Source organism: Paenibacillus sp. SJS-P3 (genome assembly GCF_056711585.1).
In genome coordinates, this window is the sequence record NZ_CM160043.1 from 3069447 (window position 1) to 3085377 (window position 15931).

14 protein-coding genes are annotated in these 15931 nt (G+C 59.5%); 1 reads left to right on the plus strand and 13 read right to left on the minus strand.

Annotation, left to right across the window (positions count from 1 at the left end):
* Positions 1 to 196: 196 nt before the first annotated feature.
* From AC06G8_RS14230 to AC06G8_RS14255, 6 genes are all read right to left on the minus strand, one after another.
* On the minus strand, positions 197 to 1402 hold the full coding sequence (locus AC06G8_RS14230) for a hypothetical protein (RefSeq protein WP_447661412.1): 1206 nt from the start codon (positions 1400 to 1402) through the stop codon (positions 197 to 199).
* A 9-nt stretch (positions 1403 to 1411) separates the two neighbouring features.
* Complete coding sequence (locus tag AC06G8_RS14235; protein WP_447661413.1) at positions 1412 to 2245, minus strand: hypothetical protein; 834 nt, start codon at positions 2243 to 2245, stop codon at positions 1412 to 1414.
* Positions 2242 to 2931, minus strand: a complete 690-nt coding sequence (locus AC06G8_RS14240) for an ABC transporter ATP-binding protein (protein WP_447661414.1) — start codon at positions 2929 to 2931, stop codon at positions 2242 to 2244. The genes AC06G8_RS14235 and AC06G8_RS14240 overlap by 4 nt, the downstream gene beginning before the upstream one ends.
* Positions 2928 to 3362 (minus strand): GntR family transcriptional regulator, encoded by a 435-nt coding sequence (locus AC06G8_RS14245; RefSeq protein WP_447661415.1) that lies wholly within the window; start codon positions 3360 to 3362, stop codon positions 2928 to 2930. The genes AC06G8_RS14240 and AC06G8_RS14245 overlap by 4 nt, the downstream gene beginning before the upstream one ends.
* Positions 3363 to 3596: 234 nt before the next feature.
* Complete coding sequence (locus tag AC06G8_RS14250; RefSeq protein WP_447661416.1) at positions 3597 to 4568, minus strand: D-2-hydroxyacid dehydrogenase family protein; 972 nt, start codon at positions 4566 to 4568, stop codon at positions 3597 to 3599.
* A gap of 69 nt (positions 4569 to 4637) precedes the next feature.
* Positions 4638 to 6356 (minus strand): ABC transporter ATP-binding protein, encoded by a 1719-nt coding sequence (locus AC06G8_RS14255; protein ID WP_447661417.1) that lies wholly within the window; start codon positions 6354 to 6356, stop codon positions 4638 to 4640.
* Between the two features lie 188 nt (positions 6357 to 6544).
* On the opposite strand from AC06G8_RS14255, the gene AC06G8_RS14260 reads away from it, so the two are divergent.
* Positions 6545 to 7894, plus strand: a complete 1350-nt coding sequence (locus AC06G8_RS14260; protein ID WP_447661418.1) for an NAD(P)/FAD-dependent oxidoreductase — start codon at positions 6545 to 6547, stop codon at positions 7892 to 7894.
* A gap of 102 nt (positions 7895 to 7996) precedes the next feature.
* On the opposite strand, the gene sigE is transcribed toward AC06G8_RS14260, so the two are convergent.
* The 7 genes from sigE to murB all read right to left on the minus strand — a co-directional run bounded on the left by sigE (position 7997) and on the right by murB (position 15800).
* A complete protein-coding gene (sigE, locus tag AC06G8_RS14265) occupies positions 7997 to 8716 on the minus strand; it encodes an RNA polymerase sporulation sigma factor SigE (RefSeq protein ID WP_076354877.1) in 720 nt (239 codons plus the stop codon).
* A gap of 27 nt (positions 8717 to 8743) precedes the next feature.
* Positions 8744 to 9691, minus strand: coding sequence for a sigma-E processing peptidase SpoIIGA (gene spoIIGA / locus AC06G8_RS14270; protein WP_447661419.1), 948 nt, complete (start codon positions 9689 to 9691; stop codon positions 8744 to 8746).
* Between the two features lie 321 nt (positions 9692 to 10012).
* Positions 10013 to 11140: a cell division protein FtsZ gene (gene ftsZ / locus AC06G8_RS14275; RefSeq protein WP_447661420.1), complete on the minus strand. Its 1128-nt coding sequence runs from the start codon at positions 11138 to 11140 to the stop codon at positions 10013 to 10015.
* A 14-nt stretch (positions 11141 to 11154) separates the two neighbouring features.
* Positions 11155 to 12396, minus strand: a complete 1242-nt coding sequence (gene ftsA, locus AC06G8_RS14280) for a cell division protein FtsA (RefSeq protein WP_048749943.1) — start codon at positions 12394 to 12396, stop codon at positions 11155 to 11157.
* 314 nt (positions 12397 to 12710) lie between these two features.
* Complete coding sequence (locus tag AC06G8_RS14285; RefSeq protein WP_447661421.1) at positions 12711 to 13463, minus strand: cell division protein FtsQ/DivIB; 753 nt, start codon at positions 13461 to 13463, stop codon at positions 12711 to 12713.
* Between the two features lie 126 nt (positions 13464 to 13589).
* Complete coding sequence (gene murA / locus AC06G8_RS14290) at positions 13590 to 14873, minus strand: UDP-N-acetylglucosamine 1-carboxyvinyltransferase (protein ID WP_447661422.1); 1284 nt, start codon at positions 14871 to 14873, stop codon at positions 13590 to 13592.
* Positions 14874 to 14888: 15 nt separating this feature from the next.
* Positions 14889 to 15800, minus strand: a complete 912-nt coding sequence (murB, locus tag AC06G8_RS14295) for a UDP-N-acetylmuramate dehydrogenase (protein WP_447661423.1) — start codon at positions 15798 to 15800, stop codon at positions 14889 to 14891.
* Positions 15801 to 15931 lie beyond the last annotated feature (131 nt).

Below are 15931 nucleotides of genomic sequence, written 5' to 3' on the forward strand. Positions count from 1 at the left end.
TGACTACCTCCCAAGGAGAAACATTAATAAGCATTATCTCCTTGGGCTTCATTTTTATTCCTGTTCCGACAGCGTCCGACAGAGCCGTCAGAAGCCTGGAAACGCATCCAAGCGACTGGCAGCGAGGAATTGCCGAGCTGTCGTTGACGAAAAAAAAGCCTCGGCGTTTGGCCTCGGCAAATCAGGAAAATCGGCTTCATTCCCCGTAGTAGTTGAACTGGAAATACTGGTAATCGACGCTCTGCGCATCGCTGTCCGTCCGCTCTACGGCGCCGCGGTATATAACCTTGCGCGTCTTCTCCTCGTAGACCACGACGGTGGGAATTTTATTCAGGATCAGGTTGTCGTAAATCAATCCCTTCTCGAGCCGGATGCTGCGCAATCCCGCGTTGCCGCTTCGAAGAAGCTTCAAAGGCTCCGCCAACGGCTCTCCCGTCCGGGCGTCCAGTACATGAATGAGCGGCTCGGCATTCCGCTCGTTGAAGGCATAAAGCTTTCCTTCGTGCAGCCTCGGCGCAAGCCCCTGTTTGACTCGATCCATTCCCGCCTTGGGCAGATCCCAGGTATCGCCGCTGGCGTAATCGTAACCGATGATGCGCCATCCTGTCAGAACCGGATCCTGTCCGGACGCATCGGCATCCGCTCCCTTGCGCTTGATCGTCTTCACATTGAACATCACGGAAGGCGAGGGCTCCAGCTCGCGCACCTCGCCGATCAGCTCGACCGTTGTCTCCGTATAAGGGTCAGGATCCGGGACCGTTTGGTACAGCTCCTCCGCCTGCAGCAGCTCCCCGCTCTCCTTGTCGACGATATAATCCGTAAAAGTCCAGATCGCAGGTCCATTGTCCGGGCTGTCATGCTGTCCGCGCACCAGCAGGTGGATGCGGCTTCCTATCTGCTGGATATCCAGAACGGTCTTATCCTGGTAAAGGAGATTGTCCGCCTTCGCAGCGCTCGTCTGAACGGGCACGGTGAATTCCTTGCTGCCGGAACCGGCAAGATCCAGAATTCGAATCTTCACGGACGAAAGGTTGTTGTCCATATCGGCACCGATGACGGAATTCCCGTCCCTGTAGAACGAATCATCATATCGATGCCCGCGCATGAAGGAGCGATGGGAGATAATCAGCTGGTTCCGCTCGGAAGAGTATCTGTCCGGCTCGATCAAATCCTCGAAGGGAGCGGATAAAAACCGGCTTCCCGTCCTTTCCCTCCGCCCGTCCGCCGACAAGCGGGAACCGAGTCCTTCCAGGACGAAGCCTTTCATAACCTCCGTGCTGCCTTCCAGTGTAACGAGCTTGTATGGGGGAGTGCTGTCGGCGCCGGCGGCTCCCGCGTAAGCGGCCAGGACCGCGGCGCTTAGGACAGCAAGCCCGAGGCTGTATCCGTATCTTCTTCTCATAGTTCCTCCTTATGCCGTGACTTTGGTGCGAAGCAGCCATCTGCCGAGCCACAGCGACAGCCCCGCATTGAGCAGCATGAGAGCAATCGCAGCCGCCAGCAGCTCGGAAGGATACAGGAAGGCCATCCCTCTTTCCGCCCGGCCCCACATCCATGCGACCAGCACCAAGGTTCCGGCCGTGTAAGCCGACCCGGCAAGCAATCCTTTGAACCGATAGCTTCTCTCCAGAAGAATGGTCGTGAACAGCAAGAGCACGAATACCGCTCCGAATCCGTAGACCAGCAGAAATTCATGCAGGCGCACCGGAATGAAGATGACCAGATCCATGCCTCGAATCGTATCGACCAAGGTTCGTGGAACGCGCAGCTCGTCGGGCATGCGCAGCCGGTACATTGTCATCTGAACGGCTATGATGCCTATCTGCAGAGCGAACAAGCTGAACACGAACGTCATCAGCGCTGTGAATTTGGACACATACAGGAGGAATCTTGATTGCGGCAGCATCAGCAGCCGATAGACAAAAGCCGACCTGCCAAACCAGTCCCTATACCAGATGAGGAATATATACAATCCGATTCCCGCGATGCAGATCACGATCGGGAATGTCATCCAGCTCTCTCTATGAGACCAAATCTCGCCCAGCGGAAGACCGTTGTATCTCTCCGAATATTGGGCCAGAGACAATCCTTCGCGAGTGATTTGCTCTCGAACGGCTTGAAGCCGATCGCTCATCGCCAGCTGCATTCCGATCAGTTGGATGGCGGACGTCATGGCCATCAGTCCGAGAAGCACGAAGCGAAAGCGGTAAATCTCCAGATGCACCAGCTTCAAATACGTTTTCAAGTCCGATATACCTCCCTCATGACGTCGATGATCGACTTGCCGTGATCGCCGCGCATCTCCTCGCAGTCGAAGTCGCGGATGACATGACCCTGATCCAGCATCACCGCCCGATCGACGAGATGCTCGATGTCGCCGATTTCATGGGTTGTGATGAGCACTCCGCGATCCTCAACCAGCTGGCTCGTAAATACCTCGGCGATCATCTCGCGGCTGAACAGGTCGATGCCGGAGAACGGCTCGTCCATCAGCACATAGTCGACATCCTGCGCCATGCCGAGCACGAGGTTGAACTTGGCCGCTGTCCCCTTGGACAGCCGGCCGATCCGCTCTCCACGCTCGAGGCGGAAGAAGCTCATCAAATCCTCGGCTTTTTCGGCATTCCAGCGGGGATAGAAATCCGACATCAGCTGCAAGCCGTCCCGCAGCTTCATGGAACCCGGCAGCGTGAGCCGATCCGGGATAAAAGCAATCGTATGGTATATCTCCGGGGAGAGAGGCTGGCCGCCGATACGGATGCTTCCGCCATCAACCGGCGTAAGTCCCATGATCGCCTTTAGAATCGTTGATTTGCCGGCGCCGTTCAGACCGATGAGGCTGGTGATCCGACCTTTCTCCGCCTTGAACGAAATCCCGTTCAAAACATTCTTGCGGCGATACCGCTTGCGGATGTCGCTTACTTCGATCATCGCTGGATCCCTCCTGTTCCATCATGATTGTTGTCGGCGGCAGCGGAAGGCCTCCCATACTTCTCCCGGACCAGCTCCACCAATTCGTCCACAGGCGCTTCCAGCCTGCGGACCGATTCCACGAACGCCTCCACAGCCTCGCCGAGCAGCTCGGAGCGGATTTCCTTCAGCACGTCGGCGTCCGTCGTAATATGGCTCGGCGAATTCCCTTCGGTCACGATCAAGTTCTGATCCTCCATTTCCTTGTACGCTTTCTGGGCTGTATTCGGGTTGATCTTCATGCGGGAGGCGAGCTCCCTGCGCGAAGGAACGGTCTGGCCGCCGCGCAGCCTCCCGGTCGCAATCATTTCCTTGAACTGCTTGACTACCTGCAAATAAACCGGATCCCTATTGTTGAATGCCGCTTCCGGCCACTCCTCTTCGCCTGCCATCTCGCACCTCGGTTCGTGTGTGTACTATGTGGTTCATACACTCGATAAGTGTATTATGCGCATCATACACTTGAATTGTCAATGCTTTCCTGAAAAAGAAACAAGCTGTCTTAATCCGCCCGGGGCGGATCATAGACAGCTTGATAGGCAAAGCGAGTTCTCGTTCCGGCGGAATCAAGGCATCGAGCCTTGGCCATCGCCGCATGTTGATTCATGCAGGCAGGCCCGGTCCGATCAGCCCTTGTAGGGCTGAACCGGGCGAATCGGACTGCCCGCCAAATACGCCTCGATGTCCTCCACCGCATCCTCGAAGTACAGCCGATAGTTGCTCTCCGTCACGTAGCCGATATGCGGCGTCGCCAGCACGTTCGGCAGCGTCCGGTAAGGATGGTCCTCCGGCAGCGGCTCGACGTCGAAGACATCCAGCCCCGCGCCTGCGATCCTCTCTTCCTTCAAGGCTGACAGCAGCGCCTCCTGGTCGACGATGCCCGCCCGGGACGTATTGACCAGGAAGGCGGTCGGCTTCATGAGCGCCAGCTCCTCCGCGCCCAGCAAGCCGCGGGTCCGGTCGCTCAGGACGAGATGCACGGACACATAATCGCTCTCCTTCAGCAACGCTTCCTTGGAATCCGCCAGACGGACGCCGGCCTGAGCCGCCCGCTCCTCGGTGAGGTTCTGGCTCCACGCCAGCATATTCATCCCGAATGCCCGCCCGATCTCGGCTACGCGGGTTCCGATCTTGCCGAGCCCGAGCAGGCCGAGGGTCCGGCCGTTCAGGTCGCTGCCGACGGTGCTCTGCCAAGGACCGCCGCTGCGGAAGGCGTCGCTCTCGACGCGGACATGCCGCGCCAGGCCGAGCAGCAGCGCCCAGGTCAGCTCGATCGGCGCCTCCGAGCTGCCGCGAGTGCCGCTGACCGCGATGCCGAGCCGTCCGGCCGCTTCAAGGTCCACGGAAGCGTTGCGCATGCCCGTCGTCACGAGCAGCCTCAGCTTCGGCAGCCGCGCCAGCAGCGATTCCCGGAACGGCGTCCGCTCCCGCATGATGACGACAATTTCCTCGTCCTTCAGCATCTCCGCCAGCTCGTCCTCGCTGTCATAATGCTCCGTCAGCACCGACAGCTCGATCCTGTCGTCCAGGCGGCTCCAATCCCCATAGTTCAAAGCCGCTTCCTGATAGTCGTCGAGAATCGTGCAGTTCGCTTTCATGGCTCGTCTCCTCCTTGTCATCCTTTCAGCGCCTCGCGGCAGCTGGCTCGGTCTCGGGTCCCCCTTGTTCTAGGCCTGGCTCGCTTGGGCCACATGCAGGCGGCTGTAGATGCCTCCCGCGGCGATCAGCTCCTGATGCTTGCCCTGCTCCGCGATGCCGTCCTTGCTCACGACGACGATGCGGTCGGCATTGCGGACCGTGCTCAGCCGGTGCGCGATGACCAGCGTCGTGCGTCCGACGGACAGCTCCGCCAGCGCGGCCTGGATGGCCGCCTCCGTCTCGGTGTCGAGAGCCGAGGTCGCTTCGTCCAGGATGAGGATCGGCGGGTTCTTGAGGAACATGCGCGCGATGGACATGCGCTGCTTCTGTCCGCCGGACAGCTTCACGCCGCGCTCGCCGATGACGGTGTCCATCCCTTCCGGCATGCTGCGGATCAGCTCGTCCAGCGACGCGCGGCGCGCCGCTTCCCAGATTTCCTCTTCGCTCGCCTGCAGGTTGCCATAGGCGATATTCTCGCGGATCGTGCCGGAGAACAGGAAGACGTCCTGCTGCACGATGCCAATCTGGCGGCGCAGCGACTCCAGCTTCACGTCCCGGATGTCCTTGCCGTCCACCTTGATCGAGCCTCCTTCCACCTCGTAGAAACGCGGCAGCAGGCTGCAGATCGTCGTCTTGCCGGCTCCGGACGGACCGACAAAGGCGACCGTCTCTCCCGGCTTGATGCGGAGGCTGATATCGTTCAGAATCGGACGATCCGGCTCATAGCCGAAGGAGACATGGCTGAATTCGATGCCGCCGCTGACGTTTTTCAGCTCGGCGGCGCCCGGCTTGTCCTGGATATCGGGATCCGTGTCCATGATCTCGCAATACCGCTTGAAGCCGGCGATCCCCTTCGGATAGCTCTCGATGACCGCGTTGATCTTCTCGATCGGCTTGAAGAAGACGTTCGACAGCAGGATGAACGCCATGAAGTCGCCGAGGTTGATCCGGCCTTCGATCATGAACCACGCTCCCGCGATCATGACGAAGATCGTGATCAGGCGCATGAGCATGTACGTGATGCTGATGCTCTTGGACATCGTCTTGTAGGCCATCAGCTTCGTCGTGCGGAAGTTCTGGTTGTCGACGGCGAACAGCTTGTTCTCATGCTCCTCGTTGGCAAAAGACTGCACGACGCGGATGCCGCCGACATTGTCCTCGATGCGGGCGTTGAAGCTGCCGACATTGCCGAACAGCCGGCCATAGGTTGAGCCCATCCGGCGGCCGAAGAAGATGACGAGCCAGGCCATGATCGGCACGATGACGAACGTGAGCAGCGCCAGCTCCAGATTGATGTAGGCCATCAGGGCAAACGAGCCCAGCAGCGTCATGATGGCGATGAATACATCCTCCGGCCCGTGATGCGCGACCTCGCCGACCTCGGTCAGGTCGTTGGTCATTCTTCCGATGAGATGGCCGGTCTTGTTGTTGTCGAAGAAGCGGAAGCTCAGCTTCTGCACATGCGCGAACAGCTTGCGCCGCATCTCCGTCTCGATGTTGATGCCGAGCATATGCCCCCAGTAGTTGACGACATAATTCAGCACCGTGTTCATCGCATAGATCGCCAGCAGGCCGACGCACGCCCAGACGATCAGCTGCCAGTCGCCGCTCGGGAGCAGCTTGTTGATGAACTGCTGGACCGCGACCGGAAATGCGAGCTCGAGCAGGCCGGCGACGACGGCGCAGGTGAAGTCAAGGATGAAGAGGCCCAGAAACGGGCGGTAGTGAGAGAAAAATCGGCGGAGCATGTCTTCACTCTTTTCCGGTTGGTTTTGATACAAAATTCTGTATAAACTCTATACTAATTGATAGTCATTCTCAGGGTCAAACCCTTTTTTGGCTTTATTCAAACCTTCCCTCCCTCGCTCCGGCGCCGCAACATGTTCGAAGGCCTGTTCCCATGCTAAAATGAAAGCATAAAGGAGAGCGTTCATTTATGTATGATGTCACGATCATTGGAGCCGGAGTCGCCGGCATCTTCGCCGCCCACGCCCTTATGGAGGCCGCGCCTGAACTCAAGGTGCTGGTGGCGGACAAAGGAAAGCCGCCGAGGGAACGAAGCTGCCCGCTGGAGCGGGGAGGCAGCTGCCAGTGCGACGCCTGCGAAGCTTACATCGGATTCGGCGGCCTGGGCCGGTCCGAAGGAAAATACAATTTCACGACCGACTTCGGCGGCGAGCTGGAAGCGCTGCTCGGCGTACGGCTCGCGATGGAACGGATGGACGAGGTCGACCGCATCCTGTGCCTGTACGGAGCCGCCGCAGCCGTTCCTTACCGGACGCACAGCAGCAGCCTTGCCGCCAGGGCGGAAGCCGGCGGCTTGAAGCTGCTCAGCTCCACCGTCCGCCATTTGGGCACCCGCTTGTCGCGGCAAGTGCTGGACGGGTTCTATGAAGCTCTGTCGGCATGGGCGGACTTCAGCTTTCAGACCGAGGTCGTCTCGCTGGACAAGGAAACAGGAGGCTTCAACCTTCTCCTTTCGGATGGAAGGACCTTGTCATCGAAAAAGGTGTTTCTCGCCACGGGACGCAGCGGCGCCGGCTGGCTGGAGCAAATGCTTCCGACGCTCGGCCTGGAGGCGAGGCAGACCCGGCTGGATCTCGGCATCCGGCTGGAAATGGTTGGAGGGCAGCTGGATTCCATTCTTCAGGAAACGTTCGAGACCAAGCTGCGATATGACGGTGACGGTTTCTCGGCGACAACCTATTGCATGAATCCAAGCGGCCGCATCATCCGCAAGCATCAGGAGGGCCTCGTCATGGCCGATGGCCAGAACTTCAAGGAACAAGGAAGCAAAAGCTCTAACCTCAATTTCACCCTGTTCGTTCCGCGCCTCTTCCCAACGCTGCAGGATGCCGATGCATGCGCCCGCCAAGTGCTGGGGAAGGTCAACCGGGGCGGGGATCGCCTGGCCGTCCAAAGGCTGGACGATCTCCGCCGCGGACGTTCCACCAGCCACGAAGGCATCCGCTCCAACAGGATCAGGCCGTCGATCGAGGCGGATCCGGGAAACCTGGCCGAGGAGCTGCCGGAGCTGTACGTGCGAGCCGCCATGGAATTCCTGGCCGCGCTGGAGCGGCTGCTCGGCGAACGTCTTGACGGCGATACGCTTCTCTATGCGCTTGACGGCAAATTCTATGCTCCCAGGCTGGCGGTCGACTGCCGCTTCCAGACGGAAGTGGAAGGGCTGTATGCGATCGGAGACTGCTCCGGCTCGACCCATTCCCTCTCCCAGGCGGCGGCCAGCGGCATCCATGCCGCCCGCTGCGCGCTCGGCCTTTCCTGAGGCTCCCGCTTCAGCCTTTCCTTCCGGCCGCTCAGCAGTCAAAAGCCGGCCCCTCCCATGGAGAGGCCGGCTTTTGGTTTGCTCCAGGCCGCTGCCTGCACATCAGACCATTTTGTTGAATTCCTTGCGCAGTCGCTTGATGATCCGCTTCTCGAGGCGGGAAATATAGGATTGCGAGATTCCGAGCTGATCGGCGACATCCTTCTGCGTCTTCTCTTCCCCGTCGGCAAGCCCGAAGCGCAGCTCCATGATGATGCGCTCCCGCTCCGTGAGCTTGTCGAGCGCCTTGTGCAGCAGCTTGCGGTCGACCTGCTCCTCGATGTTCCGGTAGATCGTGTCGTTCTCGGTGCCGAGCACGTCCGAGAGCAGCAGCTCGTTGCCGTCCCAGTCGATGTTCAGCGGCTCGTCGAACGATACCTCCGTCCTCGTCTTGCTGTTGCGGCGCAGGAACATCAGAATCTCATTCTCGATGCAGCGCGAAGCGTACGTAGCCAGCTTGATCTTCTTTTCGGGATCGAACGTATTGACGGCCTTGATAAGGCCTATGGCTCCGATCGACACCAGATCCTCGATGTGGATGCCGGTATTCTCGAACTTGCGGGCGATGTAGACGACAAGCCGCAGGTTGCGCTCGATGAGCATGGCTCGGATCGCGCTGTCCCCGGACGGAAGCCTCTCGAGCAGGTACTCCTCCTCTTCGCGCGTAAGCGGGGGAGGAAGCGCTTCACTGCCGCCGATATAATAAATTTCCTGGCTTTTCAGCCCGAGCAAAAACAGCAGGCGGTAATAGAACAACTGCATATTCAGCCGGAATTTAACCATTGTAGTCCCCATCTCCTCTTTTGTTGGTCAGCCGGCCCGATGCTCCACCAGCGAAGGGTGGATGATAGCGCGGTAAGAGCCGTCAGCTGCCAGCTTGCCTCCATCCAGTCCGATGAGCACTTTGCTCGATTCGCTCCGCTGCCCTTCTCTTACGATGACGACTGTATCCGGCTTGACGGCGAGCATGAACTGCGTCCCTTTGTTGATTCCGCGGTAGGGGACGAGCCGCAAGCGGTCCTGCCAAGGAAACTCCTCTTGTCCAAGCCCCGCGATCAGCCGGTCCACCTGGGAATCCCGGATTCCCTGCATCCAGCCGGGAGGGATCTCGTCCTCCCACAGCGAGGCTTCCATCACCATGACCGGTGTCCGGGAGAGCGGGTCGTAGAGCTGGTTGCCCGTATCCACGAGGCCGGTGCAGCGATGCTCCTTGCCGCCGATGATGACGGATACTTCAGCCAGATGAGTCAGCACCAGCTCCTTCTGCCTTCGTCCGCTGACGACGCTGCGGAAGACGTACAAGCCGATGCATAGGAAGCTGATCGCGTATACGCCGCCCATCTGCACTTCGAATGCGACTCCATGCCGCAGCAGCGTCATCGTCCTCCATACTTTTCCGGATCCTTGCATAAGAAAATAGTAGATGCCGAGAACGGCGCCAGCCGCTACGAAATTGACTGCGTAAAACGTTCCCACATGACGGGCAAAGCTGCGGGTATCGGCATAACCGAAGGCGACCGCGATTATAATCAGCGATATAGCCGCCTTGACGATGACGGTAAACAGCATGGACAGCGGCGGAAAAAGCATCAAGGTCACATAGATCCCGCCGATGGCTGCAGCGGTCAATACCCGCCACGGCTTGGCCTTGATTCCGCGCACCCAGGCAGTGAGCAGCAGCATGGAGCCGTCCACCATCAGCTCCTTGAGAAACAGCACATCGACGTATACGGCCAGCTGAAGCCACCTCCTGTCCACCCGGCTCGTTCGGGGCGATCCTGACCCAGCCGATCATCAACCCTTCGGCACCGTCCGGCTCTGCCAACAGAGCAAGCCGGGGAACGATAGAAACAAGTATAGTGCAGCGCCAAGCACAATGTCTGTCTAAACCTGGCGCGCCGCCGCAACTAATTTTGTCGGAAGCTGTGAGGCGCGGCGGAGCTGATTCTCCCCTTTTCGACCTCGATAAAATGGAGATGAACAAGGCTTTGACAGAGATGGCCGGGACGCTTGTCGGTTTCAGGCATAGAAAAAGACCGCATCTTCCGTAGGAAGATGCGGTCTTGATAGGAGTGCGGATCAGCGGTCGCCGCGCGGGCGGTTGTTGCGCAGGAAAGCGGGAATCTCCAGCTGGTCGCTCGGCGTATTGGTGAACGGCTTGGCGCTAGGCTGAGGGGCGCGCTGCTCTTGAGGCTCGGGAGCGGCTCCATGGCTTTGGGTCTGCGGGCGGCGGGCCGGCTGAACAGGCGCCGCCTTGTGCTCGAAGCCTGTCGCGATGACGGTCACCTTGATCTCGTCCTTGAAATCCTCGTCGATGATCGCGCCGAAGATCATGTTGACCTCCGGATCGGAAGCCTCGATGACGATCTCGGCCGCTTCGTTCACCTCGTACAGCGACAGGTTCGTGCCGCCGGTGATGTTCATGATGACGCCGCGCGCTCCGTCGATCGACGTTTCGAGCAGCGGGCTCTGGATCGCCTTGCGGGCCGCTTCGGTCGCGCGGTTCTCGCCGGTCGCGATGCCGATGCCCATGAGGGCGGAGCCGCGCTCGGTCATGATCGTCTTCACGTCCGCGAAGTCGAGATTGATGAGGCCCGGAACCTTGATCAGGTCGGAAATGCCCTGCACGGCCTGGCGAAGCACGTTGTCGGCTTCGCGGAACGCCTCGAGCATCGGCGTCTTCTTGTCGACGATCTCAAGCAGGCGGTCGTTCGGAATGATGATCAGCGTGTCGACCTTTTCCTTCAGCGCCTCGATGCCGTGCTCGGCCTGGTTCGAGCGCTTGCGGCCCTCGAAGGTGAACGGACGGGTCACGACGCCGACCGTCAGAGCACCGCATTCGCGGGCGATTTCGGCGATGACGGGAGCGGCGCCGGTACCGGTGCCGCCGCCCATGCCGGCGGTCACGAACACCATGTCCGCGCCTTTGAGCGTGGCGGCGACGAGATCGCGGGACTCCTCGGCCGCTTTCTTGCCGACCTCCGGATTCGCGCCGGCTCCGAGGCCGCGCGTAAGCTTGTCGCCGATCTGAAGCTTATGCTCCGCCTTGGCAAGGTGGAGCGCCTGGGCATCGGTGTTCACCGTAATGAACTCCACGCCCTTCACTCCGTTGTCGATCATCCGGTTCACCGCATTGCTGCCGCCGCCCCCGACACCGATGACTTTAATTTGTGCCAGTTGTTCCAAGTCAATATCGAACTCCAACATTCTATTTCCCCCGATCAGATGAATTCGCTGAACATGTTCTTGATTCGTTCAATCATGCCGGGTTTAGCGGGGGCTGCGGTTCCCGTCTTGCGGCTTGCCTGCTTCTTGACCGCTCCCGAATTGCGAATCGTCATATGCTTGCTCACATATTGAATCATTCCGACTCCGCTGCCGAAGGCAGGGTCGCGTACGCCGATGAAGTCCGGGACAGCGATGCGGACGGAAGATTCCAGTTCCTGCTGCGCAACGGTCAGCGTGCCCGGCAAGTTCACTGTGCCTCCGGTGAGCACGTAGCCCTGGATTTTTTGGGCATAGCCCAAACGGCGGACTTCCTGGCGGATCATGTAGAAGATCTCGGCCATGCGCGGCTCGATGATGTTCGCCAGATCGACCTGGGAGAATTCCTTCTCGACGTTGGAGCCGAGCCGCGTCACCTTGAAGCGCTGGTCCTCCGCAGCGTCGTACACGGATGCGCAGCCGTACTTGAGCTTGATCTTCTCCGCTTGCTCCGTCTGCGTGCGCAGGCCGTAGGAAATGTCGTTGGTGACGAATTCCCCTCCGACCGGCAGCGTCGACGTGGCAGCAAGCCCGCCCTGATCGAAGATCGACAGAGTGGTGGAGCCGGCGCCGATGTCGACGATGGCCGTTCCCATCGACTTCTCATCCTTGCTGAGGGACATCATGCCGGACGCCAGCGACATCAGGATGATGCCGGAGATGTGCAGCCCTGCCTTCTCCACGCAGCGGATCAGATTATGTATGGCCGTCTTCGCTCCGGTCACGATGGTGGATTCCACTTCGAGACGGACGCCGATCATGCCGCGCGGATCCGAAATGCCTTCAAGTCCGTCGACCAAATACTGCTTGGGCACGAGATTGATGATTTCGCGTTCCGGGGGCAGCGCCACGACCTTGGCCGCCTGCAGCACGCGTTCGATGTCTTCCTCTCCGATCTCGCGATCCTCGTTGGAAACAGCCACGACGCCGTGATTGCTCTGCAGCGCGATATGGTTTCCTTGAATGCCTACGTACACTTCCGAAATTTGAATGTCGACCATTCTCTCCGCATGCTCGACCGCGTTGCGGATCGACTTGACGGTCTGGTCGATGTCTACAATGGCTCCCTTTCGGATGCCTTCCGAGTCGGACGATCCAACTCCAATTATATTAATGGCTCCGCCTGTCACTTCGCCAATAATAACTCGAACCTTGGATGTACCGATGTCCAAACTGACAATGATGTCGTTATTGCCCAATTCCGCGGCACCTCCGTTTCGGGTCGCATTTATCGGTATTCCTTTTTAATCTGATCCTACATATTCAACACAGTTAATATTTTCCCTCTTTTTTCTACATTTTTTTCGCCTGCCAATTCAACCCAGCAAAGAAAAAAAAGGAATCAAGGGCGGCCGTCTTGACGCCCTCGCCGCTAGCCGGAAGCGAGTCCGAAGCCGCAGCGGAGATGGCCGGCCGAGGGACTCAAGGCATAATCATCCAGGAAAAATGCCATATCTTAAATTCTACCATTCTTTAGGACGAAATAAAAGAGCGGGAGCCAAGCGGCTTTGCTTCATGGTCCAGCGTCCTCCGAGCTGCCCGCGGCTTGCTGGAACGGCGAATAGGTATCCGCAAGCAGCAGCGTGACCCGGCCGGGATCCCGCTCTTCGACGACCGAATTCAGCGTGTCGATCTTATCCTTGAGCAAGGACGCGGCCGTAATGACTTCGAATCCGTTGCGAGTGTAGATGCGGATCCGGTCCGGATAGGATTCGGTCGGAGAAGGCATGATTTCCGATAGATTGCCGAGCGCGGCAGGGTCGATCAAGGCAAGCTGCTTGCACAGCTGGCCCTTCACGGTGTCGTCCTTCTTCCACCCCGACAGGACCGGCTTGTCCACGACGGCTTTCGCCTGGTCGGCCTGGACGATCGAGCCGCTCGCCAATATGGCGCTCAGCTGGCCGTTCGCAGCGAGCTCGAATGCTACCGGCGGATATTCCTCGACCGTGATCTTGATCTGTCCGGGAAAGGTTTTGGCCACCTTGACTTCCTTGACCGAGCCGAGCTTCCGGATCCGGTTCTCCACGCTGGAGGAGAGAGTGCCGAAGAAGGCGTCTCCGGCACGAACGCTTGCCGCCTCGTGGATCCGCGCTTCCGTCGTGAACTGCTCGCCTTCGACCGTCACGACGCTGACCTTGCTCATCGAGGAATTAAAGAAAAGGATCGATAATAAAATTAGGAATAGAAGCACCAGGATGAAGACCAGCTTCCGGTTGCTCCTCCGCTTCGGCGGCGGCTCCTTCAAGATCGGGATCAATTCAGCCAAGCTTGTCCCTCCTTCAGCCGCGAAACGCTCTCCGCCCGTGCGGAGAGCCGTTTTGCGGCAGCACATTTCGTTCCAATGATCCATGTTCCATGGGCAGAAGCGCCGGCACGGGAAATCCCTTGAAGATCAGCCCGGGACGGCTCCGTTGTCGGGCACCGGCGCGCTGCGGACAATCCGTGCCCCAAGCCGCGCAAGCATCGATTCGATGCTGTCGTAGCCGCGGTCGATATGATGCACCTGCTCGACGACTGTGCGCCCGTTGGCTGCGAGGCCGGCGATGACGAGAGCGGCGCCGGCCCGCAGGTCCGTCGCTTCCACCGTTGCCCCGTACAGCCTGGATACGCCCCTGATGACGGCCGCGTTCAGATCGACGCGGATATCCGCTCCCATGCGGCAGAGCTCTTCGACATGCTTGAAGCGGCCCTCGAAAATCGTTTCCTTCATAATGCTCGTGCCGTCGGCCAGAGCAAGCAGCACCATCACCTGCGATTGAAGATCCGTAGGGAAGGCCGGATAGGGGGAAGTGACGATCCGCTCGACCGCCTTCGGCCTTGCAGACGTTCCGACGGTGATGGCGTCCCCCTCGATTCCGATGCCGACTCCGGTGCGGCGGAGCACATGGATCAGGGAGGACAGATGCGCCGGCCTCGTGTTCGTCAGCGTAACCTTTCCTTTGGTCGCAGCGGCAGCCACCATGACGGTGCCGGCCACGATCCGGTCCGGAATGACCCGATAGCGGCATGGAGTTAGCGACTCGACCCCTTCAATCGTAATCGTATCCGTCCCCGCTCCGATAATGCGCGCGCCCATAGCGTTGAGGAAATGCTGAAGATCCTGGATTTCCGGCTCCCTGGCAGCTCCCGTGATCGTCGTTCTGCCCTCTGCGAGCGCAGCGGCCATCATGATGTTCTCCGTTGCGCCTACGCTGGGAAGGCTGAGATGGATATCCGCTCCGTGCAGCTTCTCCGCCCGGCAGGAAATCCGATCCCCATATTCTTCGATCTCGGCGCCCAGCGATCGCAGCCCTTCGAGATGAAGATCGATCTTCCGCTCTCCGATCGCGCAGCCGCCAGGCTGGTAGAGATGGACTTCCCCGAATCGGGCGAGCAGTGGCCCCATCAGGAAAATGGAGGAACGCATCTGCCCCATCAGCTTTTCGGGGATATGGGCCTGGTATGCCGTCGCCGTATTGATCGTGACGGTGTCGCCGACATGTTCCGCGCGGCAACCGAGCTCCTGCAAGATGTGCAGCATGACTTCTATATCGAGCAGCTGCGGCACCGAATCGATCACGACCGTGCCGCTGGCGAGCATGCTGCCTGCCAGGATCGGCAGAGCTGCGTTTTTCGCCCCTTGGATAGCAATGGTTCCTGAGAGAGGTTGCCCGCCTTCAATCACCAATTTGTCCAAACCTACACCTCCAAGTTACCGCTCACCCACCACCAATACTTCCGGCTTCAAGTCAATGCCGGTACGGTCCTTGACCGTGCCGCGAATATGGGCGATCAGGGTGAGGACGTCTTCAGCCGCAGCCTGGCCGGTGTTGACAATGAAATTGGCGTGCAAGGTCGACACCTGGGCTCCGCCTACCGAATAGCCTTTGAGCCCGGCTTCTTCGATCAGCTTCGCGGCATAAGTGCCCGGAGGATTGCGGAAGACGCTTCCGCAGCTCGGCTGATTCAGCGGCTGCGTGGCTCTGCGCCGATCTTTGTGAGCAGCCATCGCAGACGTGATCTCTCCGGCCTCTCCGCTCTCCAGCTCGAAGACGGCTTCCACGACGATGCCGCGGCTTGCTTCCTCCTGCAGTCTCGAATGGCGGTAGGAGAACTTCATCTCCTCCGGTCCCCACGTCACCAATTCCCCTGTCTCCAGCACGATGTCGGCTGATTTGAAAATACGCGACACATCGGATCCATGGGCTCCCGCATTCATATAGACGGCACCGCCTACCGTGCCTGGAATTCCCCCGGCGAATTCCAGTCCCGTCAGCCCTTTCCTGCCGGCTTTAACTGCAAGCGTGACGAACGGATACGCGGCTCCGGCACGCACGAGCGGGCCATCGAATTCCGCGAAGTCCAGCGCAGACCCCGGCTTGATGACGACGCCGCGGATTCCTTTGTCCGAGACGAGCATGTTGGAACCCTTTCCAAGCGTCATCCAGGGCACTTCGTGCCTGCGCAGAATGCGAATCGTTCTTGCCAGCTCTTCCTTGCCGCTCGGGACAACCAAGGCATCGGCGGGTCCGCCGATTCTCCACGTCGTCAGCGTCGAGAGCGGGACCTGCTGGCTGATCTCGCCCACATGGGCTTCTTCCAGCTCTTGCATCCAAGCTTTCATGGTGTTCCTCCTTCATTCGCGGTGTTCAAGGCGGGGCAAGGCTGTCAGGCTGCAGCCCGAAGCCCTCGCGGGCTTCGGTGAATGCCCGCATTCCCTATAGGAATGCGGTAACCGGCCGCCCTTAGGTGACG

Bases quoted from the DNA above. Each gene is read 5' to 3' on its own strand.
- murB (WP_447661423.1), bottom strand. From the start codon at position 15,800: ATGAAAGCTTGGATGCAAGAGCTGGAAGAAGCCCATGTGGGCGAGATC.
- AC06G8_RS14240 (WP_447661414.1), bottom strand. From the start codon at position 2,931: ATGATCGAAGTAAGCGACATCCGCAAGCGGTATCGCCGCAAGAATGTT.
- AC06G8_RS14245 (WP_447661415.1), bottom strand. From the start codon at position 3,362: ATGGCAGGCGAAGAGGAGTGGCCGGAAGCGGCATTCAACAATAGGGAT.
- AC06G8_RS14260 (WP_447661418.1), top strand. From the start codon at position 6,545: ATGTATGATGTCACGATCATTGGAGCCGGAGTCGCCGGCATCTTCGCC.
- ftsZ (WP_447661420.1), bottom strand. From the start codon at position 11,140: ATGTTGGAGTTCGATATTGACTTGGAACAACTGGCACAAATTAAAGTC.
- AC06G8_RS14250 (WP_447661416.1), bottom strand. From the start codon at position 4,568: ATGAAAGCGAACTGCACGATTCTCGACGACTATCAGGAAGCGGCTTTG.
- sigE (WP_076354877.1), bottom strand. From the start codon at position 8,716: ATGGTTAAATTCCGGCTGAATATGCAGTTGTTCTATTACCGCCTGCTG.
- AC06G8_RS14255 (WP_447661417.1), bottom strand. From the start codon at position 6,356: ATGCTCCGCCGATTTTTCTCTCACTACCGCCCGTTTCTGGGCCTCTTC.
- AC06G8_RS14230 (WP_447661412.1), bottom strand. From the start codon at position 1,402: ATGAGAAGAAGATACGGATACAGCCTCGGGCTTGCTGTCCTAAGCGCC.